Below are 22,803 nucleotides of genomic sequence, written 5' to 3'. Positions count from 1 at the left end.
GATGAGTGGGCCGCGGCGGCTCGATTGTTTAGTGCAATGCGATGAGCCGCCGGGTTCGCCAGATTCATCGCGTAACAGGAGAATTTCATGAAATACATCCCCACCATGATGCTTGTTGCGACGCTTTCGCTTGTTGCAGCCGGCTCGCTGGTTGCTCAGGAGAATGTTTCAATGTTACCGGGCGGTGCGTCCTCGCTCCAGGAGACTTATCAGGATTGGCGCCTGAATTGCCGCAGTGAAGCCGCCAGTACCATCTGTGCCGTTGAACAGGTGCAAAACCAGCAGAACGGACAGCGTCTGATGGCGATAGAAATCAGAAGAGACGGCAGCGATGCGCTTATGGGAACGCTGCTGTTGCCTTTCGGTCTGAAGCTCAACGCAGGCGTCATGTCGCAGATCGACGAGGAAGCGCTAAGCGAACCCTGGGAGTTTTCGACCTGCATGCTTGCCGGCTGCATCGTGCCGCTGAAATTCGACGCGGCGATGGTCTCCGCTCTTCGCAACGGCATTGTCCTTCACCTGAAGACTCAGTCAATCGATGCCAGGGCCGTGAACCTCACGGTCCCCCTCAAAGGCTTTTCTCTCGCCCTCGACCGCATGCAAATGCTGGTAAATTAGCAGCTCAGATTGTCATCTTCAGTGTTGGATGAATGACAGTGTTAGGCATTCTTCCAGCCCGCAAACTCGTGCCCGAGCCTTGGGTGACGCTTGTGCCGGAGCCTTTGACCAAGGGTTTTGGAGTGTACCTGTTCCGAAGCAATCGCCAGACCCGGGACATCATCGAAAACTGGAGGATGGACTACAATCTGAACCGGTCGCATACGAGTTTGACGGGCGCACCCCATTCGAATTTGCAACCCAGTCCAACAAAGATCACACCGTGAACGGAGCTTACTTATGAATGCCGCCAACCGGCGGAATTGCACCCTCGTTTCGGACGTTCAGCCATGCAAACCCTTTTTCCAGAAGCAGACCTTCAATTCGCTCCAGATTGAAAGGTGCATAAGACAAACAACCGGTTTTGACGTTCAAATGTTCAAAGGCTGCAACGTCCACCAGGCTGCTGTTGTGATAGGTCAAGCAACTTTTCCGAAGAACCAGCCGCCAACATTTACCTCAAGTTTGGATCTAAGATTGCACTCGGAACGAAACCGGAATGTCGCGACGAGCTGAGACCCCTAAAGTTTCGCCATGGTGGCGTCTTCCAGATACTGCGTGAGTTGCACTTCTTCCAGATAGGGATTTTGCTCGCGACAGCCTGCAAACGCGTCCGGATCGATATCGGCCAGGATCAGGCCGGCATGGTCGCGGGAAGCTTGCGCCAGGAGGCTTCCGTCTGGAGACGCGATGCAGGAGTGTCCCTGGTAGGTGAAGCGTTCGTCCATCCCGCAGTGATTGGCATAGGCCAGGAAAAGCTGGTTTTCAAAGGCACGTACAGGCACGACGTTTTGCGCGATGAACGAACCGCCATCGCTCCTGGGAAGTGCCGTTGGCACGAGAACGGCGTCGGCACCGCGTATAGCCAGATCCCGCACCCTTTCCGGAAATTCCACATCGAAACAAACCAGCAGCCCCAGCTTGAGGCCGCGGAACCGGATTATGGGCGGCCGCGCTCTTCCCCGGGAAAAGAGGGCTTTCTCGTATTCGCCATAAAGGTGGATCTTGTTATAACTGGCGCTTTGGCCATCCGGCGCGGCGAAAAGTGCCGAATTGAAGACGTCCTCACCCAGTTTCAGCGCCAGTCCCGCAACCAGGGCGCAGTCTGTTCGCGCGGAAAGATCCTTCAGCCAGCGAACTTCCGTTCCATCCGGTCCATCGGCGTTCGCCGGAATACCCGGTCCGGCGCCGTAGCCGGTCAGCGCCAGTTCCGGCAGGACAGTCAATTCACTTCCTTGCTTTGCCGCGTCTTCAACCGCCGCCGCAATTGCGGCCTTTCGCTCCTCAGGGACGGTCAGAGCCGCGTCGATCTGCGCAACGGCGATCCGCATCGTCATTCACCCTTGCTCCAGGCGCCCATCAGCTTTGGTAGGTCGCCGAAACGGGCGACAGTGCCGAACACGAGGACCGCGATCAGAATGAAGAACACCGAGACCGCCGCCATTGTGGGCGTATAGCCGTAGCGCAGCGCGTTGAACACCTTGATCGGGATGGTTTCCAGGGTGAAGCCTACTGTCATGTAGGCAACGATGTATTCGTTCAGCGACAGGACGAAGGCAAAGGCGAAGCCGGAAATCACATAGGGCCGGATCAGCGGAAAGATCACCGTTTTCATCAGCGTTTTATCGTCGGCGCCCATGGTCATGCCCGCTTCAATGATCTCGCGGTCGATGGTCGCAAAGCCGAGCGTGATCGTGACCAGAGGCAAGCTGACGAAGAATATTCCGTGGCTGATGACAACCGTCCAGACCTGACCGTAAAAGCCGGTCGTCGCCCAGAAACTCAACGCTCCAAGCGCGGTGATGACCGGTGGCAGGACGAAGGGCGAGAAGCCGAGCATCTGGACCAGCCGGGCCCAGGGCGCAACCCTGCGCCAAAGAAACCAGGACAATGGCAGCGCAATCGCGACGCTGATCGTGGAGGCAGCCAGGGCAACCATCACCGAGTTGGTCAGGGCGGAGCGCCAGGCGGGATCGGTCAGAACACTCAGATACCAGTCCACCGACAGGCCTTGAGGCGGAAAGGCGAGCGTCTTCTTGGCGTTGAGCGCAACGCCGGCGACGACGATCACCGGCAGGGCCAGAAAAAGCGCCACACAGGCAAAGAACAATCTTCCGGCGGCCTTGTTCATTGTTCACCGACCCCTTTCCGGCCCGAAATCATCACCGACAACCCGACCAGCAGCAGGCTGGCTATGACCAGGAACACGGCCATGGCAGCGGCAAAGGGCATGTTGGATTGGTAGATCGCCTGATCTGTCACCAGAACCGACAAGGTCCAATGCTGCGGCCGTCCGAGGATCTGGGGCAGCAGATAGGCGCCAAGCGCAAAAATGAAGACGATGATGAAGGTCGCCAGCAACGTCTTGCGCATGACCGGCAGCACGACGTTCAAAAAGGCGCGCCGCGGGGAACAGCCAAGCGTTTGTGCGGCTTCCATCAGCGACGGGTCCAATCTCGAAAATGCCGGATAAAGCACAAGAACCGTATAGGGAAACGCCTGGTAGACGAGGCCGGTCAGAACCGCGCCGAGCCCTGGCGCCCAGGCTTCCGGTTTCTCCATCAGGCCCAGCCACACGAAGAGATTGCTGAGACCGGCCGTGCGGCTCAAGAGGGTCGACCAGGCGAAGCCGATAATGACTTCGGACAGAGAAAGCACGCCAAGAAGCGCGATCAGCCAGAACACCTGGGCACGGCGGCCAAGCCGGGTGAGCATATAGGTGAAGGGAACACCGATAAGCAGGCAAAGGGCCGAAACGAGTGCGGCAAGGGCGAGCGAAAAGGAAAGAACCTCACCAAAAAACGGCGTCAGGAACCGGGCGTAATTGGCGAGTGTGAAAGAGGGTTCGTAAAATCCGCCCTGAACCCGCTTGAAGACGGAAATCGCCACCATGATGCCGAACGGGATGACAAAGAACAGCCCCAGCATGGCCGCCGGGAAGGCAATCGGCAGATAGTCGGCGAGTCTTTGAGGGGGGCTCCGTCGCATCAGCTCGCTCCATCTGCGTCGAAAACGACGCAGGCTTCGGGCGGCAAGGTGAGTGAGACCGACGATCCGACACGCAGATCGCAATGCGATTTTGGCGGCGCCAGCGCGATGATACGCTCGTTGCCCGCGTCAAGATGGATCTCGATGGTCGACCCCATCTCGCGAATGAAGACGATACCGGCTTTCACAGGTCCGCTTTCATCGGCAGTCACGATAATGTCTTCCGGCCGGATGGAAATGAGCGTCTGACCGCTGTCAGGGAGGGCAAGTCCCGGGATGTGGCCGCCGGAAAAAGCGGCACCCGCTTCAGATCCTTGCACGCGGATCAGGTTTGCCTGGCCGAGGAAGTCGGCCACGAACGGGCTGGCCGGTCTCTTATAGGCCTCGATCGGCGTCGCCATCTGCTCGACCTTGCCGTTGGACATCACGACGATCTGGTCGGACATCGACATGGCCTCGCGCTGGTCGTGGGTGACGACGATCGTGGTGATGCCGAGGCGCTGCTGCAGCTGGCGCAGCTCCACCTGCATGGCTTCCCGCAGCTTGGCGTCCAGCGCGGAAAGCGGTTCATCAAGCAGAAACAGTTGCGGCGAGACTGCAAGCGCCCGGGCGATGGCCACACGCTGGCGCTGGCCGCCGGAGAGCTGGGTGATGGCACGGTTCTCGACGCCGGGAAGCTGGACCATGTCGAGCAATTCGCGCACCCGGGCCTCGCAATCGGCGCGGCTGGTGCCGCGGATCCTGAGAGGATAGGAAATGTTCTCGCCGATGGAAAGATGCGGGAACAAGGCCAGGGACTGGAAAACCATACCCAGATTGCGCTTGTGCGCGGGCGTTTCGTTGATGCGGTCGCCCTGCAGGCGGATCTCTCCCGCAGTCGGGTCCTCAAGGCCCGCGATCATACGCAGGAGGGTTGTTTTCCCGCAGCCCGACGGGCCCAGCAGGCAGACGAACGTGCCGTCGTCTACATCGAGCGAGATGCCGTCGACAGCCGTTACCGCCCCGTAGCGTTTGGTGATGTCAATCAGTTGAAGACCGGACATATGTACTTCCTGAACCTGAACGCCGGACCGGAAACACGATTACTTCCGGCCCGGAATTGGAGCTTAGCCGACGATCAGTTCCGTCCACTTCTGGTTCAGCCAGTCGGACTTGCTGGTATAGAGATCGTATCGCGGAATGACCGGATCGATGTCCGACGAAACGGACGCGAATTCGGCGTCGGTCATATCGAGCGTGTCGCGCTTCAACGTCGGCGCGGTCCCCACTTTCAGCGACATCAGCTTCTGCATGGACGGCTGCGTCATGTAGCTGATGAATTCATGCGCTTCGTCGCTCTTGTCCGATGCACGGGACAGCGCCCAGCAACCTGAATCCAGGATGCCACCCTCTTTCGGGAAAGTGGAGCGCACCGGGAAACCATCGGCGGCAGCAAGGCCCGTCACGTCATGATAATACTGGCCCATCGGGATTTCGCCCGATTTCAAGGCCTGCTCGAATTGAGCCTCATCGCGGTACCACAGCCGGACGTTGGGTTTCAGTTCCGCCAGTTTCTCCATCACCTTCAGGATGCCTTCTTCGGTATCCAGGATTTCGGTGCCGCCGAAGAAAGTCTTGGCGGTGACCTCCAGCAGGAATGAGTTGGAGACAAGAGCCAGCAGACCAAGCTTGTCCGCGTTGACCGTATCCCACAGGAACGCCCAGCTATCAGGCGCATCCGGATAGCTCTCGGTGTTGGAAACAAGAGTGATGTACCAGGCAACGGCCCCGACACCCGCCACTCTGCCGTCCGCGTAGCTGTTGATGAACTGCGGCAGGACCTTGTCCGCGTCGGCGATCTTGGAAAGATCGAGTGGCGCCCAGAGGTCGGTCGACTGGCCCTTGAGCATGGCGACCTGAGACATCATGGAAAGATCGGCCGGGGCAGCACCCGCGCGGGCAGCTTGTTCCAGCTGAACCAGCCAGGCTTCCCCGGTCGGCTCGGCGATCGATTCAACCGCAATTCCGGTCGCGCTGGTGAACTCCGGGAAAACGTGCTTGTCGAAGCTGTCCTTGAAGTAGCCGCCATAGACGCCAACCTTCAGGGAACGGTCCTGCGCGCGCAACACGGTTGGCATTGCCAATGCAGAAGCGCCGGCGAGGCCGGCCGCCAGGACGGAACGTCTCGAGATCGTGAAGTTCATTTTGTCAGTCATTGCAATTCCCCTCTTTTGCTGACCGTTCCTGAAACGGTCAGAGACATCGCAGGCTGCCCGTTCTTGATGGGGCTCGCCTGCCGATTGAGCGCTAGCTGCCGGTTTTCAGCGCGGGGCTGAACACCATGAGCGACAGGATTTCAAACAGCATCTGTGCGCCCGCGTGAGCAGTGTTCGTGGTTGCGTCATATTGCGGGGCGACCTCCACGACATCCCCGCCGATCAGGTTCACTCCCTTGAGCGCGCGCAATATTTCCTGTGCTTCGCGCGTCGTGAGCCCGCCGATTTCCGGCGTGCCGGTTCCTGGTGCGTAGGCCGGATCGAGACTGTCGATGTCGAAGGACAGGTAGACGGCGCCTTCGCCGACTTTTGCACGCGCGAGCTCAGCGATTTTCTCACATCCGAGCCCGGAGATTTCCTCCGCATGGATCACGGTCATGCCGGTCTCCTCGGAAAACTCCCAGAGATAGTCGGAAGAACCTCTTATGCCGATCTGGATCGTGCGCTCCGGGTCGAGAACACCTTCCAGCACGGCCTGGCGAAACGGTCCGCCGTGGTGGAAACGGCTGCCGTCGAACGGGCCGGACGTGTCGCAATGGGCATCGATATGGATCATGCCGACCGGCTTGTTGCGGCCAAGCGCTCTCAGAATGGGCAGCGAAATGGAGTGGTCGCCGCCGACCGAAAGCGGCACGACCCCTGCCGCCATCAGTATTGAAATCGCTGACTCGATATCCTCATGCGATTTTTGAAGATCGAACCGGCTGCGGAAAGCGACATCGCCGATGTCCGCGGCGCTCAGGTCCGATCCGGGCATGCACTTGAGCACGTGATTGAACGGACCGACCCGCTCCATGGCGCGGATTGCCCGCGGGCCGAAACGGCAGCCGTTGCGGTTGGTGATGCCAAGATCCATGGGCACGCCGACAAGGGCAACGTCGAGGCCGGAAAAATCCGGGTTCTTCCAGTCCGTCGGCCTGTAGGGCAAGTCCAGGAAAGTTGGAAGACCGGCATAGGGAGCGACCCGCGTTCCGGCCGGATCGAACAACTTGTCCGCCACCGCCCGGAATTCGGGATCGTAGATGACGCTTTCGTTTTCGCCGCCGAATTTGGCGCGGATGGCTGCCAGTTTGTCCTTATCCATGTCGATAGTCTTTCCGTTCGAAATCATTGCCGAAGGCCGTTTGCGGAAAAGCTGCAAGGCGATCCGGGATCTGTTCAATTGTGCTGCGGCCGACATTGGCGAAGGCCAGTCTCAAATGCTGCTCCTGTCCAGGTCCGAAATAGGTACCGGGCAGCGCCAGCAGGCCGCATTCCTTTGCAAGGCGCTCCGCCACCCCGGAAGCTTTCACCCCTGGATAGGGGTGCCGCACATAAGCGAAGTAAGCGCCAATCTGATCGATCCGCCACGCCGGAAACGGCGAGAGCGCGTCACGGAAAGCTTCCGCCCTTATGGCGATCTCTGCTCCGGTCTCCAGACGCCAGTTGCGCAGATTTTCCAGGGCCCACGGAAGGGCCATTTGAGCGGGCCGCGCCGGGCAGATCTGAAGGCAGTCCAGAACCTTGCCGATCTCCTGCACGACGGCTTCGGAGGCGATCAGCGCCCCGAGCCGGTGGCCTGGAATGGCATAGCTTTTGGAGAAACTGTAAAGACTGACGGCAGTTTCGCGCCACCTGGGATCCTTGAAAAGTCCGTGCGGCGCGGCCTCATCAAGGCGGAAATCGCGATAGGTCTCATCGACGATCAGATGGATGCCATGATTGTGGGCAAGGTCCAGAAACGAGCTGATTACCTCGGGCGGATAGACCGCGCCGGTCGGGTTGTTGGGCGTTACCAGCACGATCGCCTTGACCTTGGCGTCCAGCAACGCTGCCGCATCGGCCGCCGCCGGAACAAACCCCTTCTCCGCATGCAGCGGCAGGGGCCGGGCTTCAATCCCCAGCATGTCGAGGGTCATCTTGTGATTGAAGTACCAGGGTGACGGCAAAAGGATGGCATCTCCAGCGGCCGCCAAAGCCATGACGGAGACAAAAAAGGCCTGATTGCATCCCGCGGTTATTGCGACCTCGTCAAAGGCGATCGGCGCTTGATAGACCTTCGAACATTCGGCGGCGTAGGCAGTGCGAAGGCCTTCGTCGCCGAAGATGTCGCCATACCGGGTTGCGTCCGCAGACCGGGCGGCAAAAGCGATGCGTTCAAGGAATTTCGGGGGAGGCGGATCGCCGGGAACCGCCTGACTGAGGTTCAGCGCAGGCCCAAGCCGGCCATCGTAGGCAGAGAGCCAGTTCGCCGCCTCAGGAATTGGCGGTGTGCCCGTATCGACCAGGTTCCGGTTCAACTTCGAATATGCCACGCTCGCCTCGGAACGAATGGCGCGCCTATCGATTGTGCACGCGCAAAAAATGATCATAGCGTTCGCGTAAACTTGTAAAATAGAAACTTATCAATCAAAACATTGAGAAATATCCATGTAATGGAATGCATATGCGCCCCTCTGGAGCTGACCTCCGATTGCTGCAAGTCTTTGATGCCGTGGTGCGTCACGGCGGTTTTTCCGCTGCCGAGGCGGAGCTCAACCTCAGCCAATCGACAATCTCCAACCACATGTCGGCGCTGGAGGACCGCCTGGGCCTCGTTTTGTGCCGGCGCGGGCGCGGCGGATTTCAGCTGACGGACGAAGGGCGGGCCGTTCATGAGGCCGCATTCCGGCTTAACGCCGCCCTCAATGACTTTTCGGCGGACGTCGGCACGGTCAAGGGGAAGATCAGCGGTGAGCTTCGTGTCGGCATCCTGGATGCGGTGTCCGACGATCCTCAAAACCTGCTGCCAGAAGCTCTGGCAAGATTTCGCGCGGTTGCCACCGACGTGAAGGTTGTGGTTGCGCAAGAACCTGCGCAAGATCTTCAGCAGAAGGTCCGTGAAGGAACCTATCATTGCGGGATCGGCGTCGACCTGTCGCCTGTCGACGGTCTCGATCAGATACCGTTATACACGGAAACGCATAGCTTGTATTGCGGCCGCACGCACCCCCTGTTCAGGACAGTTTCGACGGAGCTTGTTCAAGCGGAAGTTCTGGAGTTGCCGTTTGTGCAACGGGGGTACTTGCGAAACAAAACCTCCCGTCAAAACGCCTTCCGGGATGTTGCCGCAACCGTGATTCAAATTGAACCTCAGCTTCTGCTCATTCGCTCGGGTCAGTATGTGGGTTTCCTTCCTGACCATTTGGCCGAGCGTTGGTGCGAAAAAGGTGAACTGCGCCGTTTCGAGCTGCCTGATTTCACCTATTCCGCTCAGTTCTTTCTGTTCACGGCTCGGGACAACCGGAACTCCAGCCTGGTCACGGCTCTGATCCAGGCTGTCCGTAACGCATGGAAGCTGCCCTGAGTGCCCTGGCGAAGATCAAACTGGAGCACGTCGCGAAAAAGTGGGTTCCGGTTTTTCGCAAAAAGACGTGCGCCAAAAAGGAGATAAAGCGTGTCGCATGAATTCAAATGAACGCGACACGCTTTAGTTTACTCGATTTCGCGCTCCCATTTCGGACGTCCACCTGTCCTCAATCAAATTTTGAAAGCAGACGTTGCAGCTCCGTGCTGGATTTTGTGCTGAAGAAGCACATCCACAGCGGATCAGACACGTCTCCGGCAAGTGCGATCTTCTCTCCCAAATGGGTGAGGCGATGATCCAGGAATGCGCGCGAGTGTCAGGAAGACCCTTAGCTTGAGGAGAGACCTATGCTCAACCGCAGAGAATTTGGACTATCGTTGACGGCGACGGCACTTGTTGCAGCCACATCGAACGTATTTGCTCAAGGCAGTCCATCCTTCCATATCGGGTTTGAGAACACGGAAGCGCTGCTGAAGGCGGGAGGGCCTGAGCTGCCGGGTGCGATTATGAAATCGATTATCCTCTACTCGGAAGCAGCCGGACCTGCGGAAGTGCAGTTTGCAGCGGCGCGTGTCGTGAACAGGCGGACGGAATCGATTTTCCTGTCCAATCCCTTTTCCCTCGCCCAAGGAAAATCGCGTTTTCCCGGCGACAGCTTTTTCCCCGGTGACAGTTTCTTTCCCGGCGACAGTTTCTCACCAGGTGAAAATCTGATGCCGGGCCGGTCATTCGCGGCAACCAAACCCTTTGAACTCACGATCGCAAAAGTGGCGGCAGCGGATATTGTGAGGAGCAAGACCAAAACAGGCACTTTCCTGGCCGTTCTGGACAGGAGCGGAAAGCTGTCCAGCTCCGGCGTCTCATTGATCTGGAACATATGACCTGTTCCGGATCGCGGCGGGTTCTGTCGTGACAACAAGCTGGGACCCGGCACCCCCGATCAAGCCGGACTGAGGAGCCAGCGCGCTGCGCCAAAAATGGCGCTGCGCAGCTCCGTTCCAGAACTCACCATTCTGCAATTGTCGTCAGCACCCTTCGGACGACGCCTTGAAGGACAACGTGCTGGTTCTGGCCTTGCCGTTTTTGCCGACATATTTGACTTTCGCCCGCATGAAGGCAGGGATACCGCCGCCGAGCGTCTTGGTGGAAAAGCCGTAGCTGGTCGTCACCGTAACCGTGCCATTGATCCGGTTCGCATAGAACTCGCCTGTCGCGTTGTTCAACGAAAGCTTTTCCGTGCGGGTAAAGCACTTGCGGCCTTCAGGGCAGATCTGCGTATGCGACCCGCATCTGTTCTTGTTGTAGTCGTTGAAAAAATACACGTACTTCACCGGTCCCTTGGAGCCCGTCTTGATGAAGCAGCCTATCGGATGGTTGAAGGGGCATGCTTGCGGCTGACCGGTCGCGCCGCGATTGGAACTGGATTGTGCCGTCGCAAGGTCGGCGCCGAGGCCGAGAAGAAGGCAGGCTGAAAGAGCTAGCGTGTATTTCATGAAATCATCTCCTTAGTGCAGAAAGGGATGATCTAGACGAGCGAGACAGGTTCCGAATGTCCCATTTGGGGGAGCTTCTCGATCTGATGCGCTTGGGAACGTCTTCGCCTCGCCTCAGGCGCTCCTGTCGCGGTCGCCGGCTCCCTGGCTGGCGAAGGCGCTATCGGGAACAATCCGTGACACCGTCTGGTACAGCACGAACGACAACAGGCACCCAAACAACGCTGCTGAATTCATGTCCACGGCCGTCAGCAGAAGGGTCACCGCGATGCCGGCATTCAGGGAGACAATTGCCGCCGGTGCGCTGATGCCTCTGCCGCGCACGGCAGCCCAGACAACGGGCAGGAAAACAGCCAGGGAACTGAAGGCAGCGATTATCGAATTCAGGACATCCGCGAACAGCGCCGCCGACAGGCCGAGCGCCGTAAACAGCATGGCGACGGCGAGCTGAATTCTTGCAAGCGGAATGCCGGTGCGCTCCAGCCCGGTCATCAGCGGCATGACAAATGTGTCCATCGTCGACATCACCACCGCGATCAGCATCAGGTTGATCAGCCATGTCCAGGGCCTAGGCACCGATGCATGCAGGATCTGCAAGACATCGTCACCCTCAGGCCCATGAAGTCCCAGCCAGACGATGACAAGATAACAGGCAAGGCACAAAGGGGCTCCGAACAGAAAGGCACGCCGGGCGACCGACGGTTGCTGTGCGGTTGCCATTCTTTGCCAGTTGTCGACGGCCAGCACCGCGCTTGCCGGAATGAAAAGCCAGATGCCGATCAGGATCGGAAAACGGTAGGGACCGAGGTCGAAAAAAACCAGGTCGCCCGGAAGAGCCTGCCAGTTGGCCAGACCGAGCGTTGCGAGGCCGGCCAGGATCACGGCCGCCTGCGGGATATCGGTTTCCGTTGCGACCCGGTAGCCGCCTATTGCCGTATAAGCCCCGGCAAAAACCGTCGCCAAGATGACCGCGACCGTCGGCGGGACCGGAAGGATCGCGGCGAGTATGACCGACAGCGCGATCAGCTGTACGGACGCCCGCAGCAGAAAGACGAAGGCAATCGGCGCCCAGATCAACAACGGATGCTGCACCCTGTGCGTCACCACGAGGAGGTCGATCAGGCCTCTGACGCCATGTTGGCGCGACAGTCTATGGACTTTGGGCGCGACAAGGGCGCAGATCAGCAGCCCCGTGCCATAGGCAAGGGCAAGCGACAGGCCGATAACGGGGCTCGCCGCGGAAAACAGCACAAGTGCGACAAAGGTGCCGATACCGATATTGCCGCAGACAATCCCGGCCACCGTTGCGACAAGACCGGTCCGGCCGGAGTTGAACAGGTAGTCGGCCCGCGTCGCCTTTCGACTTCTCCAAAATGCATAAACAAGAGGTCCGATCAGGAGAGCGCCGACGGCAAACGCCTGAATTCCCGTGTTTGTCACCGCTGAAATATTCCTTCCGGCAGACCGGTTCGATTTTCCGGTTGAAATGCCCAGACAAAATCCAGATGAACTCTAACCGTTGTCTGACGTAACGCAGCGCACTATGATTTCCAATATATGAAAAACCATAGTTTTTGCTTGGATCTCTGCAGTGCCAGCCAGTTTGATTGAGAAATTGCCGGACGGAATTTCTTCAGGCGATGCCTGGGTCGGTAGTTCGCGTTTCTTCGAGTCCTTCGGCTTCGACAAACTAATCTATATCGATCAGTCGTTAGCCGGTTTGTCCATGTTCACGACATTTCCGGAAAGCTGGACGTCGCATTACCGGGCCTCCGGCTACGAAAAGATCGACCCGTTCTTCGCCTATTGTTGCGCAACGTCCATGCCGATGGGGACGGGTGTCGACTTTCTTTCAGACTATCCTTTCCTGTCTGCTCCCGAGCGCCGGCTTATTCATGAGGCGGGCGAAACCGGCATGCGGGCCGGCATGACATGTACTGTCCGAAAGGCCGGCGCCAGTGGCGCCGGAGGCTGGAACTTCGGGTCCAGCTTGCCGCGCACCGACATTGAAAAGATCTTTTCAGAGCATGGCGATCTTCTTCGGCTTGCGGCTTTCTTCGCACATGAAAAGCTTCAGGCCGCGCTTGAAGTCGAGCAACGGGATATCGAGCTCAGTCCACGCGAAACGGAATGCCTGCTGTGGGTTGCGCAAGGTCTTCGCAGCAAGCAGATCGCGGGAAAACTCGGACTGAAGCCTGTCACCGTTGAGCTCCATCTGAAGAACGCCCGTACCAAACTTCGGGCGTCGACCCGCGAGCAGGCAATCGCCATCGCGTTGCTCAACGGTCTTATTTCCCCGTAATCGAGAACTTCGGTTCCTCTGGTCGACACCGGCTTGTGCCAGCTCCCTTAAATGGGAGAGGCCGATAGTCGTGCTGCCTGATTTCCTGTCGCCTGAATTTCGTTTTCGGGAACAGGCATGACCACAGCTATCATTATCCTCCTCATCGGACTTGGCGGGTTCATCTACCTGCAGAACCGGCTGGCGGCCGCCAGAAATGCCGTTCGGAACGGGCGCTCGGGAATTCAGGTGCAGCTCAAGCGCAGGCATGACCTGGTGCCGGGGCTTGTAAGCGCGGTCCGCTCGGCCATTAGTCAGGAAAACCGCATCTTCGATCATCTGCTGGACGTGCGGGAGAGGGCGATTTCGGTTCGGCAGGGCAGTCTTGAAGATATCGAAGACGCCGAACGGAAACTGACCGCGGGACTAAGCACCTTTCTCGGCTACACGGAAGACCATCCCGATGTCACCTCGACAGGAAACATCCTTCAGCTGCAACAACAGCTGGAGAAAACCGAAGACCAGATCAGTGCCGCCCGCCGGCTCTACAACGGCAATGTCGACCGCTACAACACGCTCCTGGATTCCATTCCTTCCAACTGGATCGGCTCACTGCTGAAGTTCGAACGGGCGGATTTCTTCGCCCTCGACGCGGATCAACTGAAATCGGCTGAAACCGCACCGCTCATTGACCTGCCGGGAGCCGGAACATGAACGCTTCTGCAACACATTGGGACCCGATCAAGGGCGAAATTTCCATAGATACCCCCGATGTTTCGGACATTCGGGCCGGCGTCGTGCTACCGGCTCCGGTTCGGCGTTTCCTGCCGATCGGAGCGATCGCTGCACTGCTCTGGACCATGGTGCAGGCGATCTGGACCGACGCCTTTCCCTTCGTTCCGGTAGCGGTCACGACTGTCATGTTCGCACTGTTCTTCATTGCCGGAGAACTTGAGAACCGGGACGGCCGGCAGACGAAGCGAAGGGTCGAACTCGCCCGCAAGAACGGCTGGAGCTACACCGGCAAGCTGATGGAGCGCGTACGGGAATTCGGCACTGTCAGGACATCGGATGGTGCCGATCGCCGGACACATCTGGTGAAATCCGAAAGGGCCCTTGCCGTCGAGAAGCAGGTGCCGGAGCTTACCAGGCTCCAGGTCGGATCATTTGTCGGTGCGCAATTTGATGGCGAGTTCTGGGGAACAAGCAGCAAGGACGGACTGCCCTTCTGGGTCGCGATCGGAGCGATGGACATGGAGGCCGGAGTGGCGGCCAACGCGGCCTTGCGGCGGGACGCGCGCGGCGGTGCCGGCGGCTTCGGCGTATTCTTTTCCCTGCTGGGAGCCTACAGGATCGGCCGCAAAACCGGTGTTCGTGCGGTTATCCGGCCGGAAAACCTCTTCAATACCGGACCGCTGGACAGGGATATCAAGACTGAATCCATTTCCTTCAACGAGGCGTTTCATGTCTCCGGCACAGCGACGACGCCTCAAGGCGACGAACCTGAACTCGCAGTCCTGAGGATCCTGACGCCAGCCGCCCAGGTCACCCTCCTCGATCTCCGGGAGCGTTACCACACCGTCGGTTTCGTTGTGGAAGACGATGTTCTCTTCTTCATGGCCCAGGACGAGCTCGTCGGTGCAAATGCCCATCCGGACCGGATCGATATGCTTCTTGCTGGCATCCTGGCCGAGTTCGAAGCCGCAAAATTCTCCTTGAAGGAACGTGTCGAATAGGGAGAGCAGGCGTGCGCCATCGCTTTTCGCGTCAAACCCTATGGATTTTCATAGGTTTGCAGCGGCAGATTTCTGCTGCAGTCTCCCTTCGGGCGTCTGCAAAGGGAGTATTCGCACATTGGGCAGATGTGGTTCTGAGACGAGATCTGCGCATGGAAGCCAAATATCTACCGAGACCGGACGGGCCTTCGCTCTACTATCGTCATTGGCCCGTCAACATGACGCGCCGCCTCTCTTCGGCAAAGAAATCGGTATTCCTCGGCCATAGCCAGCCAACGCATTCCGGAATGCTTCAGCCCCTCGCCGCGGGATTTCGGGCCTGCGGATGGGACGTTCATTCCGGTGACATTCGGGGACACGGCAGAAGCTTCGACAGGAACTCCGCCGCCGGCCATCTGGATCCTCGAGATGGCTGGAAATCGGCTGTCGAGGATATGCGCCATCTTTTCGAGCGAAGTTTCGCCGACATACCCTGGCAGGACCGCCTGATCGTCGTGCCGAACATCACCGCCCTGCTCACGCTGGAGGTGATGAAGACCTGGCCGGACCTTGCCCAGCACATCGTCTTCATTTCACCGCCTCCCAATCAGAAGACACTGGCGCTTTTCGGAAATACCTTTGCCGAGGTTCGCATCCGGCTGAAAGGCGCGGACACTCCAGACGAGCAGATCCTGCATCATCTCTATTCCTTTCTCGGTGCTCACCTGAAGGATCGCAGACACCTTGCTGATGTCATGAGCACGGATCATCGCGTCATTCAGCAGGTTCTGGAGGACCCGCACGGCTGGCCGACACCGACACCTGCCTACTGGAAACAGATATTCGAGGGCATGCTGAGTTCATGGTTATGGCCGCGAGAAACCGTCATGAAACCGGGCACCCGGTGCCTCGTGGTTTTCGGCGGCGAAGACGCGATGCTTCGCGACGGCGGCTTCTTCCCACCTATCCAGAGGTTCCTCTCCAGGATCGGTATCGAAGATATCGCGTCCGAACGCGTTGATGGTGCCCGATCGGCGCTTTTCCTGGAAGAAGAGAAGTTCTCGATCAGCAAACGCATTCTGGACTGGGTTCAGAAAGACCGGCGCCCTGAAACAGAAATCAGCGAGGTCGGGGTTGAGGAACTTGCCTCGGACATTCTCAACCGGATCAGCGAAACCGGAGCCCGGCAGCTGGAACCCGATGAACTCGTCGAACTCTGTTACAACGCGATCGAGGATGACAGCCGCTGGACCGAAATCATCTACCGGATGATCCACGAGGCTGAGCGCTCCGGCGACGTCAACGAAGAGGAATTGCACGAGCGCATCAGCCGGCTGATGCCCCACTGGGAACGGGCATTCAATCTGAACAAGCAGGTCATGATGAGTGCCACGCTCGGCGTGCTGCTTGAAAGTGTCATCGAGCGTTTGCAAATCGGCGTTGCTCTGCTGGATCGGCAGAATGATCTACTGCATTCCAACGGTGCCTTCGAGGCCGCGCTTGCCGGCTTGTTTCCGCAAGATGCCACTGCGGAGGGACAAACATCCCCGAAGGCAAATGTCCATCAACTGCTCAAGGAGAATGAAGCTGCGGAAGTTGCGCGCGGGAATGGGGAAAGACTGATCGTTCATGACGGCAGGCCGGTCGGATTTCAGTTTTTTCCCGCCGCGCTCAAACAAACCAGCCTGCAACGGCAGGGCCCTGCCAGCTTGTTGCTGCTTCGGGTGCAGATGGGCGAAGACACGTCCGAGACCCGCAGGACACTGATTGAACTGGCCTATGGCCTGACCGGCAAGGAAGCGGAAATTGCGCTGGAAATCGCCGAGGGACGCTCCCTTGACGACATCGCGGACAAGATGGGTATCCTGGTGAGCACCGCGCGCGGGCATCTCAAAAAGAGTTTTCAGAAAATCGGTGTTCACAGCCAGTCGGAACTGGCGGCCCGGCTGATGGCCGGACCGATCGGCTGGTTGAAGTAAGTGCCTTCCTTTTCTTTGCCCATCGCAGGTCTGAACGTGCGAAGACCTGTCAGCGGCCCGCGGCATAGACGGAACAGCCCTGCTGCAAGGCTGCACGGCGGTCTGTCTGGCATTCGCAAGTGGGCGTGATGCCGGAACCGGTGACGCAGGACACGCCCTTGACGTAGCAGCCCTGTGCCCTCACGACGACCCTGTTATTGAATCGCGTTCCTCCGAATTTCGGATACCCCTTGGTCGTGCGTGCCATGGAAACGGCAAAGCGGCGGCCATGGCTGTTTCTCATCGTGCCCTGCCAGTTTGCCCAGGCCCTCGCCTCGGCCCCGGCTCTGGTCTTGTGGCCGGTGCTGAAAGCGCTCTGGGCCTTGATCGTGCAGATTGTCGCAGCCTCGGCGGACAGCGAGGGGATCATGAAGGCCGCACCCAGCGCCAACAAGAAGACCATCCTAATCATACGCATTGTATTCCCTTCCATCAGGAGAAAAAGTGATGATCGAAGAGTGGCTTGCAGGTTTGCTTAATGCCTCTCCCATTTGGGTGAGAAACTTGGCGTATCGCGCTGAAACGGCGTCTATTTGCACACGATGAAGCCGAATGCGGGGCACTCGCCGGTCTCACAGTACGCATCTATGTTGGCAGCCTTCGCGGCAGGCTTGATGTCGCCGAAACAGGCAACGTCCGGATTGCCGAACTTGAGGCAATAAGCTCTCGCCGGTGCCGCCCCGCATTCCTGGTAGAGATTGTCGGCGCCCTTGAAACAGGCCAGAACCCGGATGTCCGGCGCCCCCTGAACGAAGATCGGGTCAACAGCCAGTTTCCCGGGGCAGGGCGCTTCCGCATAGCCGTCGAGGCCAGCAAATTCGGGCAAGGGGGTTCCCCCATTTCCCTCCGGCGATGCAACGTCGTTCGCGCCGCCTGATCCCGCAGCGGCCCGGAGGCATTCGACAGGAGGGCGGGTGGAAGCGCGGGCGGCTTCGACAAATTCGGCCGGGTAAACCTCCGCGAACCGGTCCCTGGCCTGGCCGCCATTTGCCAAACCGAGTAGATCAAGCATCTCGCACTGCGATGACCCCGTATCCTGACAGCCATAACCAGCCGCACATTGCAGATGTGCAATCTCGGGTTCCTGCGCGATCACTGAGGTCGCGAGGACGGCCGTGACGAGTGTTCCAAGGAATGCGTTCAGGAGAAGGAGCTTCATTGCGTTACCGTTTCGATAGCAAACCTGTCGAATTCGAAATGGCTTTCCTTGGGTTTCGCCTTGCTCCACTGACCGCCAAGAACACTCGGTTTTCCGGAAAGGCGCAGCACGGTGATCGGATCGGTCTCGTAGACGTAGTCCCCACCGTCCTGCTTATCCGAGGCAGGCAGGTCCATTTCGATGGCTGCGGATATGGCGCGTCCGCGCCGCTTCAACCGCAGTAAGGCGCCATCTGTTGAAAGCGTTTCCAGCACCTGGCTGCCATAGGCACGACCAGCCTTGTCGCACAGGCGTTTGACGATCTTCTTGTCGAACAGGTTGACGTCGAAACGAGACTCCTCCGGCTTGCCCTCAGGATCTCCCGAGACCCGGACGAGAGAGAGGTTCAGGTAGGAGCCGCATCCTTTGGTCCCGATCCAGGCCATCGCGACGATCTGGTTATGCGGATCCTCGAAAAGCGACAGCATCACGCTTTCCCGGCCGCTTTGGACGTGCAGCTTGAACTCAAGACTGAGGTCGAAATCAACCTCGGGCAAGGCCTCATCGAGAACAAGGCGGTTCAGCGCATTCTTGTTGTCATAGATCGTTTCCCCTTCCAGGGCTGAAACGAAGAGGGTGCCGTTGCCGGTGAACTGTGCCAGGCGATCAGCCGCATTCAATGTCTGCCAAGCGCCGGCAAGGTCCGGACCGTCGAAATTTTCCTCGAAGACCACGGAGGTCGCCGGGACCCCCTCCGGTTCGGGTGTCGGTGCCGTCGGCTCTTCCCGGGTACCGGCATCCGCGACAGCCTGTTTGACGGCATCCGTAAAGCTCTCGGCGTCGTTGGCAGCGTAGTAGTTGCCGCCACCGTTTTCAGCAATGCATTGGAGAGCCTCGTTTTCTTCCTGCGTCAGATCGAAGCCGACCACATGGACGCGCGTATCGATGCCCAGGTCCCCCAGAGCCTTGGCGGCAGCACACGGGTCGCCCCCGCAGGTCTCCAGCCCATCCGAAATCAACAGCACATTTGCCGGCCGGTCGGAAACCGGCATTGCGGTAGCGGCCTGTTGAAGCGCGGCCGCAATGGGGGTCTTTCCACGCGGTGTGATCGCCTCGATGACCGGCTTCAGGAGTTCGGTGTCGAAGTTCGAGACAGGGTAGAGGATTTCCGTGTCGCCACAGTCGCCCTCCCTGCGGTGCCCATAGGCCATCAAGCCGACATTGGTCTCGGGCGGCAGGTCTCCGATCAGTCCGGCAAGCGTTTGCTTAGCAGTTGCAATCTTCGCGACACCGTCAACCTGCCCCCACATGGAGCCGGATCCGTCAAGAATGAACAGAAGATCGCTGCCATTTGCGGAAAGTCCGTTTCCGGGGAGGTCGCCCTCTTCCATTCCCGGGACGATGGTCTCGTTGCCCGATTGTCCACCTTCCGCAACCTGTGTCTGGGCTCCGCCCCCCGGCGCGTTGCCCTGAAGCGTGATTTCAGCCCCGGGATCCGTCCTGATATTCAATCCGCTTGATTGCAGGAGATCGGCCAGTGACCAATCGTTAGTCTCGGAATAGATATCGCTGATCTGCCATGAGCCGTCCTCAACGGTTACCAGCGTGTAGACATGGTTGATCGGCGTTCCGAAATTCCTGAAAGACACGCGGATCTGAGCCGCTCCACGCAGGATCGGAACTTCCGGGTCCGGTTTGATGCTCAAGTTCGAAATATTCGCGTCCTGGGCATCGTAAACGGGGTCGAACTGCAGCAGGCCCTGAAGCTCGTCCTGCACAAGACCATCGACCAGGAACTCCTTGGCGGCCGGGACATCGTTCAAAAGCGGTGTGCTGCCGTCGTTGAACCTTCTGGAATGTTCGGCGAAGAACAGGCGCACCAGGTTCTCCGCAGCACCGGTATCGGCTTGCTGTGCATGAGATGGGACCGCCGCTCCGAGGGCAATGGCGACAGGAACCACGAGCCGCAGCACGCGCGCCCGAAGAAGATGAGCAGTCATGGGAACCTCCGGGCTCATTGTTGCGGGCGGCGGATGCTGAAGTGGTCGAACTCGGCGAGCGTTTCGCCATTTCCGGCGCGGCTCCCCTGGCCAAGCAGGAAGACCGGCTTTCCGAAGGGCGCCATGCGGGCAAGCCAGTCTGTGTGCACGGTTTCAAGACCGGCAGGCTTGTCCGCCCCTCTGTCCGGAACGTTCAATGTTAGAGAGGTCCGGTAACGCAGACCTCGCCTGGAAAGCGTCAGAACGAAGCCCTCGGCAAACAGATCAGACAGGATCTGTTGGCCGAGGGGAGCCCCGGCCTTGTCGCAGATCGTGCCGATGATGGGGCCGTCGAACAGACTGTGATTGGCGGCGGTCGTGACCGGATCACCTTCCGGCATGACCGGCTGAGTGGCAACCGTTCGCAGGAACAGCGCGGGGCCGCAGCCCTTGGTCAAAACGTAGAGATGCGCCGCAATGAAATTATCCGGGCTTTCCCGAAGCCCGAGCCAGACGTCATCGTAGCCGGTCTTCGGATCGAGCTTGGCCTTGATCGAAAGATCGAAATCCCCCTCCGGCGGCAGCGCTTGAAGTTCGAAAATGTTGCTCGCAGCCGGGTTGAGGAGAGTGTTCTTGCCGCCGCTCGTGAGTGCCAGCAGAATCCCGTCCTCGATGACGAACGTGTCCTTGTCCCCATTTAGGAGTTGCCAGTGTGCGGCAAGGTCCTTGCCGTCAAACGGCTCTTCAAAGGGCAGATCGACTGCCTGGGCGAGCGTTTCCTCACCATTGTCGGCGGCAGCGAGCCTCGCTTGTTCCTCGGCCGACAAACCCGTCTGGGCCTGCAGGGAAAATGTGCTCACCAGAAAAACAGCGGTTGCCTGAAGAAACGTGCGTCCCGATTTCTCTGAAATTAGCAGCAGCTCCCGCCAGGGTGACGAAGCCCTCGTGCATCCGGCCATTTGAAAATGCTCCAACCGTGGTCGATGGCTGGAAAAGTATCGGGAGACAGAGGATCAGCCCTCCCTCAAATGGGAGAGATGCCTGAAATAAAGAGCCTCAGAGCGCCTCCCCATTCGTTGGACAGGTTTCGGCGTAATTACTTTATTCTCTACACCTGCTGGTCGGGTTGGTTTTGATCGAGAATTTGATGTGGTTGTTCCACATCTCACCGCCACAACCCGTCAGTCTCCTCCCGGCCCCTTTCAGTCATTCGCTGCGGCAATAAAAGTGCCGCTCCTCAGCCGAACATCGCCCCGAACACCCGCTCATACACCTCTTCCACCACCCGAGCTTCCTCCGGTCCCTGGCGGTAGAGGTTGCCCAGCCCCGGCGCGGCGTTGACTTCCAGCACGACGGCTTCGGCGTCCGCGCGCGGGGTCTCGGGCAGGATCAGGTCGACGGCGGCGTAGCGGAGGGACAGGGTCTTGGCTGTGAGACGGGCGAGGGTGGCAAGGTTTTCCGGAAGCGTTGCCGTGACGATGCGCGCGGTGCCGCCGACGGAGAGGTTGGCGACGGGGAGGAGCGTGACGGTCTGGCCGGCGGCAGGAACCGTCTCCAGCATCAGGCCCTGTTGCGACAATTCGAAATCGAGGCGGGGTTCCGTGGCATCGATGCGCGGGTCGGCATCGATAATTTCCGCGAGGCTGCGCACGCCGTCGCCAATTATTTGTGGAGGGCGTCGTTCGATGGCACAGAGGATGCCGCCGTCCAGCACGAGCACACGCAACTCGGTGCCCCTGACCTCTTCCTGTACCAGCATCTGGTCGTTGCGCTTGGCCAGAAGATGCAGCGCATTCTGCAGGGTGTGATAGGTGTCGACCCTCATCACGTCGCGGCCTTCGCGTCCGCAATTGGGTTTGACGAAGAGCGGGAAGCCCTGCTCCTCGGCAAAGTCCAGCACGGGGTCCGGCGGGCGTTTGCCGTCGCGGATATCTGACGAAAAGACAAGGTGCCCGGCGGGGACGGCGAAACCGGCTTCTTTCAGGAAAAAACCGGCATAGGCCTTGTCATTGGCGATTTCCGTCGCGCCAAGCGTGTTGAGATCGAAGCGCGTGCCCTTGAAGAACCAGCGCCGGCCGCCGGGGCTTTCAACGCAGCCGGCATGGCCGTGGGTGTCGCCGGCGGTCAGGCGGAAGCCCCTCTGCCCGCAGTATCTTTCAAGCAGCTCGAAGGCGATCGCCCGCTTCGCGGAGCCGGGCACCCCGCCGGAAGCAGTCAATTCTTGCCTTCGGTCTGACGCTGGTTTGCCAGGTAGTCGATCTTGAAAAGATCCGGATTGGTCGGACCGTTGGAGACGACGTTGTAGACGGCGACGGATGTGTCGTAGCCCTGCTGGTCGGTGACGGTCCACTGCTTCAGGGCAAAATCCTCGGCATCGAAAATCAGCGTCAGCGTACCGGAATTGAACTTGGTCTTGTCGAAGATGGTGACGGTGATCAGGTCCTCTTCCACCAGCACGTTGGTGACGTTGGTGTCCTTCTGCAGGTCGATATCGTCGGACAGCAGGAAGCGCAGCGGCGTCTGGCCGAGAGGCCAGATGTCCTGGGTGTTGAGCTTGCGGTCGCGCACGGAAACGGACTTGCCGTCGGCGACGATGTCCAGCACCGAGGGCTTGTTGTAGTAGAAGCGCACCTTGCCCGGGCGGGCCATGTAGAATTTGCCGTCAGACTGGCTGCCGTCCGGACCGAACTGGATGAAGTCGCCATTCATGGTCTTCACCGAGTTGAAGTAGGTGTTCAGCTTCTTGAGTGTCGTCTGCTCCTGGTCGGTCAAGGCCTGGGCCGGGGCGAGTGCCGCAACCGTGAAGGCGGCGGCAAGGCCTGCCGCCAGCAGGGGTTTGACCAGACGATGGGCGAGGCGTTTCAGCATGATGCAATGTCCCAAGTCGTTATCTCTGTGACACGGTCTCTCTGGAGCGTCAGTCCCTAGCTAGGGACCGTGTGTGGCAAAGCTTT

General features: G+C 59.1%; 23 protein-coding genes. 7 read left to right on the top strand and 16 right to left on the bottom strand.

The features are described 5' to 3' along the window. The first annotated feature begins 87 nt into the window (after window positions 1-87). On the top strand, window positions 88-618 hold the full coding sequence (locus ACX3M4_RS19275; RefSeq protein WP_459354606.1) for an invasion associated locus B family protein: 531 nt from the start codon (window positions 88-90) through the stop codon (window positions 616-618). A 273-nt stretch (window positions 619-891) separates the two neighbouring features. On the opposite strand, the gene ACX3M4_RS19270 is transcribed toward ACX3M4_RS19275, so the two are convergent. The 8 genes from ACX3M4_RS19270 to ACX3M4_RS19235 form a co-directional block, all read right to left on the bottom strand. After that, entirely contained in the window at window positions 892-1,080 is a 189-nt protein-coding gene (locus ACX3M4_RS19270; protein ID WP_459354605.1) for a hypothetical protein, read from the bottom strand. A 98-nt stretch (window positions 1,081-1,178) separates the two neighbouring features. Next, window positions 1,179-1,994, bottom strand: a complete 816-nt coding sequence (locus tag ACX3M4_RS19265) for a nitrilase-related carbon-nitrogen hydrolase (protein WP_459354604.1) — start codon at window positions 1,992-1,994, stop codon at window positions 1,179-1,181. Then, complete coding sequence (locus ACX3M4_RS19260) at window positions 1,991-2,788, bottom strand: ABC transporter permease (protein ID WP_459354603.1); 798 nt, start codon at window positions 2,786-2,788, stop codon at window positions 1,991-1,993. Before ACX3M4_RS19260 ends, ACX3M4_RS19265 begins: the two co-directional genes overlap by 4 nt. Continuing rightward, entirely contained in the window at window positions 2,785-3,645 is an 861-nt protein-coding gene (locus ACX3M4_RS19255; protein ID WP_459354602.1) for an ABC transporter permease, read from the bottom strand. Before ACX3M4_RS19255 ends, ACX3M4_RS19260 begins: the two co-directional genes overlap by 4 nt. Beyond that, the gene (locus tag ACX3M4_RS19250) at window positions 3,645-4,688 is read right to left on the bottom strand and encodes an ABC transporter ATP-binding protein (protein WP_459354601.1); all 1,044 of its coding nucleotides are present in this window, start codon (window positions 4,686-4,688) and stop codon (window positions 3,645-3,647) included. The genes ACX3M4_RS19255 and ACX3M4_RS19250 overlap by 1 nt, the downstream gene beginning before the upstream one ends. A gap of 63 nt (window positions 4,689-4,751) precedes the next feature. Continuing rightward, a complete protein-coding gene (locus tag ACX3M4_RS19245; protein ID WP_459354600.1) occupies window positions 4,752-5,840 on the bottom strand; it encodes an extracellular solute-binding protein in 1,089 nt (362 codons plus the stop codon). Between the two features lie 91 nt (window positions 5,841-5,931). Beyond that, complete coding sequence (gene speB, locus ACX3M4_RS19240) at window positions 5,932-6,990, bottom strand: agmatinase (protein WP_459359464.1); 1,059 nt, start codon at window positions 6,988-6,990, stop codon at window positions 5,932-5,934. Continuing rightward, window positions 6,977-8,194 (bottom strand): aminotransferase, encoded by a 1,218-nt coding sequence (locus ACX3M4_RS19235; RefSeq protein ID WP_459354599.1) that lies wholly within the window; start codon window positions 8,192-8,194, stop codon window positions 6,977-6,979. Before ACX3M4_RS19235 ends, speB begins: the two co-directional genes overlap by 14 nt. 158 nt (window positions 8,195-8,352) lie before the next feature. On the opposite strand from ACX3M4_RS19235, the gene ACX3M4_RS19230 reads away from it, so the two are divergent. Both ACX3M4_RS19230 and ACX3M4_RS19225 read left to right on the top strand, forming a co-directional pair. Next, on the top strand, window positions 8,353-9,225 hold the full coding sequence (locus ACX3M4_RS19230) for a LysR family transcriptional regulator (RefSeq protein WP_459354598.1): 873 nt from the start codon (window positions 8,353-8,355) through the stop codon (window positions 9,223-9,225). Window positions 9,226-9,572: 347 nt separating this feature from the next. Continuing rightward, window positions 9,573-10,106 carry a hypothetical protein gene (locus ACX3M4_RS19225; protein ID WP_459354597.1) on the top strand — a complete coding sequence of 178 codons (534 nt, stop codon included), beginning with the start codon at window positions 9,573-9,575 and terminating at the stop codon, window positions 10,104-10,106. 144 nt (window positions 10,107-10,250) lie between these two features. On the opposite strand, the gene ACX3M4_RS19220 is transcribed toward ACX3M4_RS19225, so the two are convergent. Further along, on the bottom strand, window positions 10,251-10,718 hold the full coding sequence (locus ACX3M4_RS19220) for a hypothetical protein (protein ID WP_459354596.1): 468 nt from the start codon (window positions 10,716-10,718) through the stop codon (window positions 10,251-10,253). Window positions 10,719-10,832: 114 nt separating this feature from the next. After that, window positions 10,833-12,158, bottom strand: coding sequence for an SLC5/6 family protein (locus tag ACX3M4_RS19215; protein WP_459354595.1), 1,326 nt, complete (start codon window positions 12,156-12,158; stop codon window positions 10,833-10,835). Between the two features lie 151 nt (window positions 12,159-12,309). On the opposite strand from ACX3M4_RS19215, the gene ACX3M4_RS19210 reads away from it, so the two are divergent. The 4 genes from ACX3M4_RS19210 to ACX3M4_RS19195 all read left to right on the top strand — a co-directional run bounded on the left by ACX3M4_RS19210 (window position 12,310) and on the right by ACX3M4_RS19195 (window position 16,693). Then, window positions 12,310-13,020 (top strand): helix-turn-helix transcriptional regulator, encoded by a 711-nt coding sequence (locus tag ACX3M4_RS19210; RefSeq protein ID WP_459354594.1) that lies wholly within the window; start codon window positions 12,310-12,312, stop codon window positions 13,018-13,020. Between the two features lie 117 nt (window positions 13,021-13,137). After that, window positions 13,138-13,713, top strand: a complete 576-nt coding sequence (locus tag ACX3M4_RS19205) for a LemA family protein (RefSeq protein WP_459354593.1) — start codon at window positions 13,138-13,140, stop codon at window positions 13,711-13,713. Next, window positions 13,710-14,735 carry a hypothetical protein gene (locus ACX3M4_RS19200; RefSeq protein WP_459354592.1) on the top strand — a complete coding sequence of 342 codons (1,026 nt, stop codon included), beginning with the start codon at window positions 13,710-13,712 and terminating at the stop codon, window positions 14,733-14,735. Before ACX3M4_RS19205 ends, ACX3M4_RS19200 begins: the two co-directional genes overlap by 4 nt. A gap of 152 nt (window positions 14,736-14,887) precedes the next feature. After that, on the top strand, window positions 14,888-16,693 hold the full coding sequence (locus tag ACX3M4_RS19195; protein WP_459354591.1) for a serine aminopeptidase domain-containing protein: 1,806 nt from the start codon (window positions 14,888-14,890) through the stop codon (window positions 16,691-16,693). Window positions 16,694-16,742: 49 nt separating this feature from the next. Here the strand turns inward: ACX3M4_RS19195 and ACX3M4_RS19190 are convergent, their stop codons facing one another. From ACX3M4_RS19190 to ACX3M4_RS19165, 6 genes are all read right to left on the bottom strand, one after another. Beyond that, window positions 16,743-17,150 carry a hypothetical protein gene (locus tag ACX3M4_RS19190; protein ID WP_459354590.1) on the bottom strand — a complete coding sequence of 136 codons (408 nt, stop codon included), beginning with the start codon at window positions 17,148-17,150 and terminating at the stop codon, window positions 16,743-16,745. A 111-nt stretch (window positions 17,151-17,261) separates the two neighbouring features. Continuing rightward, a complete protein-coding gene (locus ACX3M4_RS19185) occupies window positions 17,262-17,891 on the bottom strand; it encodes a hypothetical protein (protein WP_459354589.1) in 630 nt (209 codons plus the stop codon). Beyond that, window positions 17,888-19,870 (bottom strand): vWA domain-containing protein, encoded by a 1,983-nt coding sequence (locus ACX3M4_RS19180; protein WP_459354588.1) that lies wholly within the window; start codon window positions 19,868-19,870, stop codon window positions 17,888-17,890. The genes ACX3M4_RS19185 and ACX3M4_RS19180 overlap by 4 nt, the downstream gene beginning before the upstream one ends. 14 nt (window positions 19,871-19,884) lie before the next feature. Further along, entirely contained in the window at window positions 19,885-20,709 is an 825-nt protein-coding gene (locus tag ACX3M4_RS19175) for a hypothetical protein (protein WP_459354587.1), read from the bottom strand. 377 nt (window positions 20,710-21,086) lie between these two features. Continuing rightward, entirely contained in the window at window positions 21,087-22,067 is a 981-nt protein-coding gene (locus ACX3M4_RS19170) for an ATP-dependent carboxylate-amine ligase (protein WP_459354586.1), read from the bottom strand. Beyond that, entirely contained in the window at window positions 22,064-22,717 is a 654-nt protein-coding gene (locus ACX3M4_RS19165) for an outer-membrane lipoprotein carrier protein LolA (RefSeq protein ID WP_459354585.1), read from the bottom strand. The genes ACX3M4_RS19170 and ACX3M4_RS19165 overlap by 4 nt, the downstream gene beginning before the upstream one ends. Window positions 22,718-22,803 lie beyond the last annotated feature (86 nt).

The organism is Roseibium sp. M-1, assembly GCF_054515675.1.
This window is presented reverse-complemented; position numbering and strand designations above follow the sequence as displayed.

Excerpts from the sequence above, each read along its gene's own strand:
- ACX3M4_RS19180 (WP_459354588.1), bottom strand. The coding sequence starts at position 19,870 with ATGACTGCTCATCTTCTTCGGGCGCGCGTGCTGCGGCTCGTGGTTCCT.
- ACX3M4_RS19250 (WP_459354601.1), bottom strand. The coding sequence starts at position 4,688 with ATGTCCGGTCTTCAACTGATTGACATCACCAAACGCTACGGGGCGGTA.
- ACX3M4_RS19185 (WP_459354589.1), bottom strand. The coding sequence starts at position 17,891 with ATGAAGCTCCTTCTCCTGAACGCATTCCTTGGAACACTCGTCACGGCC.
- ACX3M4_RS19225 (WP_459354597.1), top strand. The coding sequence starts at position 9,573 with ATGCTCAACCGCAGAGAATTTGGACTATCGTTGACGGCGACGGCACTT.
- ACX3M4_RS19265 (WP_459354604.1), bottom strand. The coding sequence starts at position 1,994 with ATGACGATGCGGATCGCCGTTGCGCAGATCGACGCGGCTCTGACCGTC.
- ACX3M4_RS19205 (WP_459354593.1), top strand. The coding sequence starts at position 13,138 with ATGACCACAGCTATCATTATCCTCCTCATCGGACTTGGCGGGTTCATC.
- ACX3M4_RS19165 (WP_459354585.1), bottom strand. The coding sequence starts at position 22,717 with ATGCTGAAACGCCTCGCCCATCGTCTGGTCAAACCCCTGCTGGCGGCA.
- ACX3M4_RS19190 (WP_459354590.1), bottom strand. The coding sequence starts at position 17,150 with ATGCGTATGATTAGGATGGTCTTCTTGTTGGCGCTGGGTGCGGCCTTC.
- ACX3M4_RS19275 (WP_459354606.1), top strand. The coding sequence starts at position 88 with ATGAAATACATCCCCACCATGATGCTTGTTGCGACGCTTTCGCTTGTT.
- ACX3M4_RS19200 (WP_459354592.1), top strand. The coding sequence starts at position 13,710 with ATGAACGCTTCTGCAACACATTGGGACCCGATCAAGGGCGAAATTTCC.
- ACX3M4_RS19245 (WP_459354600.1), bottom strand. The coding sequence starts at position 5,840 with ATGACTGACAAAATGAACTTCACGATCTCGAGACGTTCCGTCCTGGCG.
- ACX3M4_RS19220 (WP_459354596.1), bottom strand. The coding sequence starts at position 10,718 with ATGAAATACACGCTAGCTCTTTCAGCCTGCCTTCTTCTCGGCCTCGGC.
- ACX3M4_RS19195 (WP_459354591.1), top strand. The coding sequence starts at position 14,888 with ATGGAAGCCAAATATCTACCGAGACCGGACGGGCCTTCGCTCTACTAT.
- ACX3M4_RS19255 (WP_459354602.1), bottom strand. The coding sequence starts at position 3,645 with ATGCGACGGAGCCCCCCTCAAAGACTCGCCGACTATCTGCCGATTGCC.
- ACX3M4_RS19260 (WP_459354603.1), bottom strand. The coding sequence starts at position 2,788 with ATGAACAAGGCCGCCGGAAGATTGTTCTTTGCCTGTGTGGCGCTTTTT.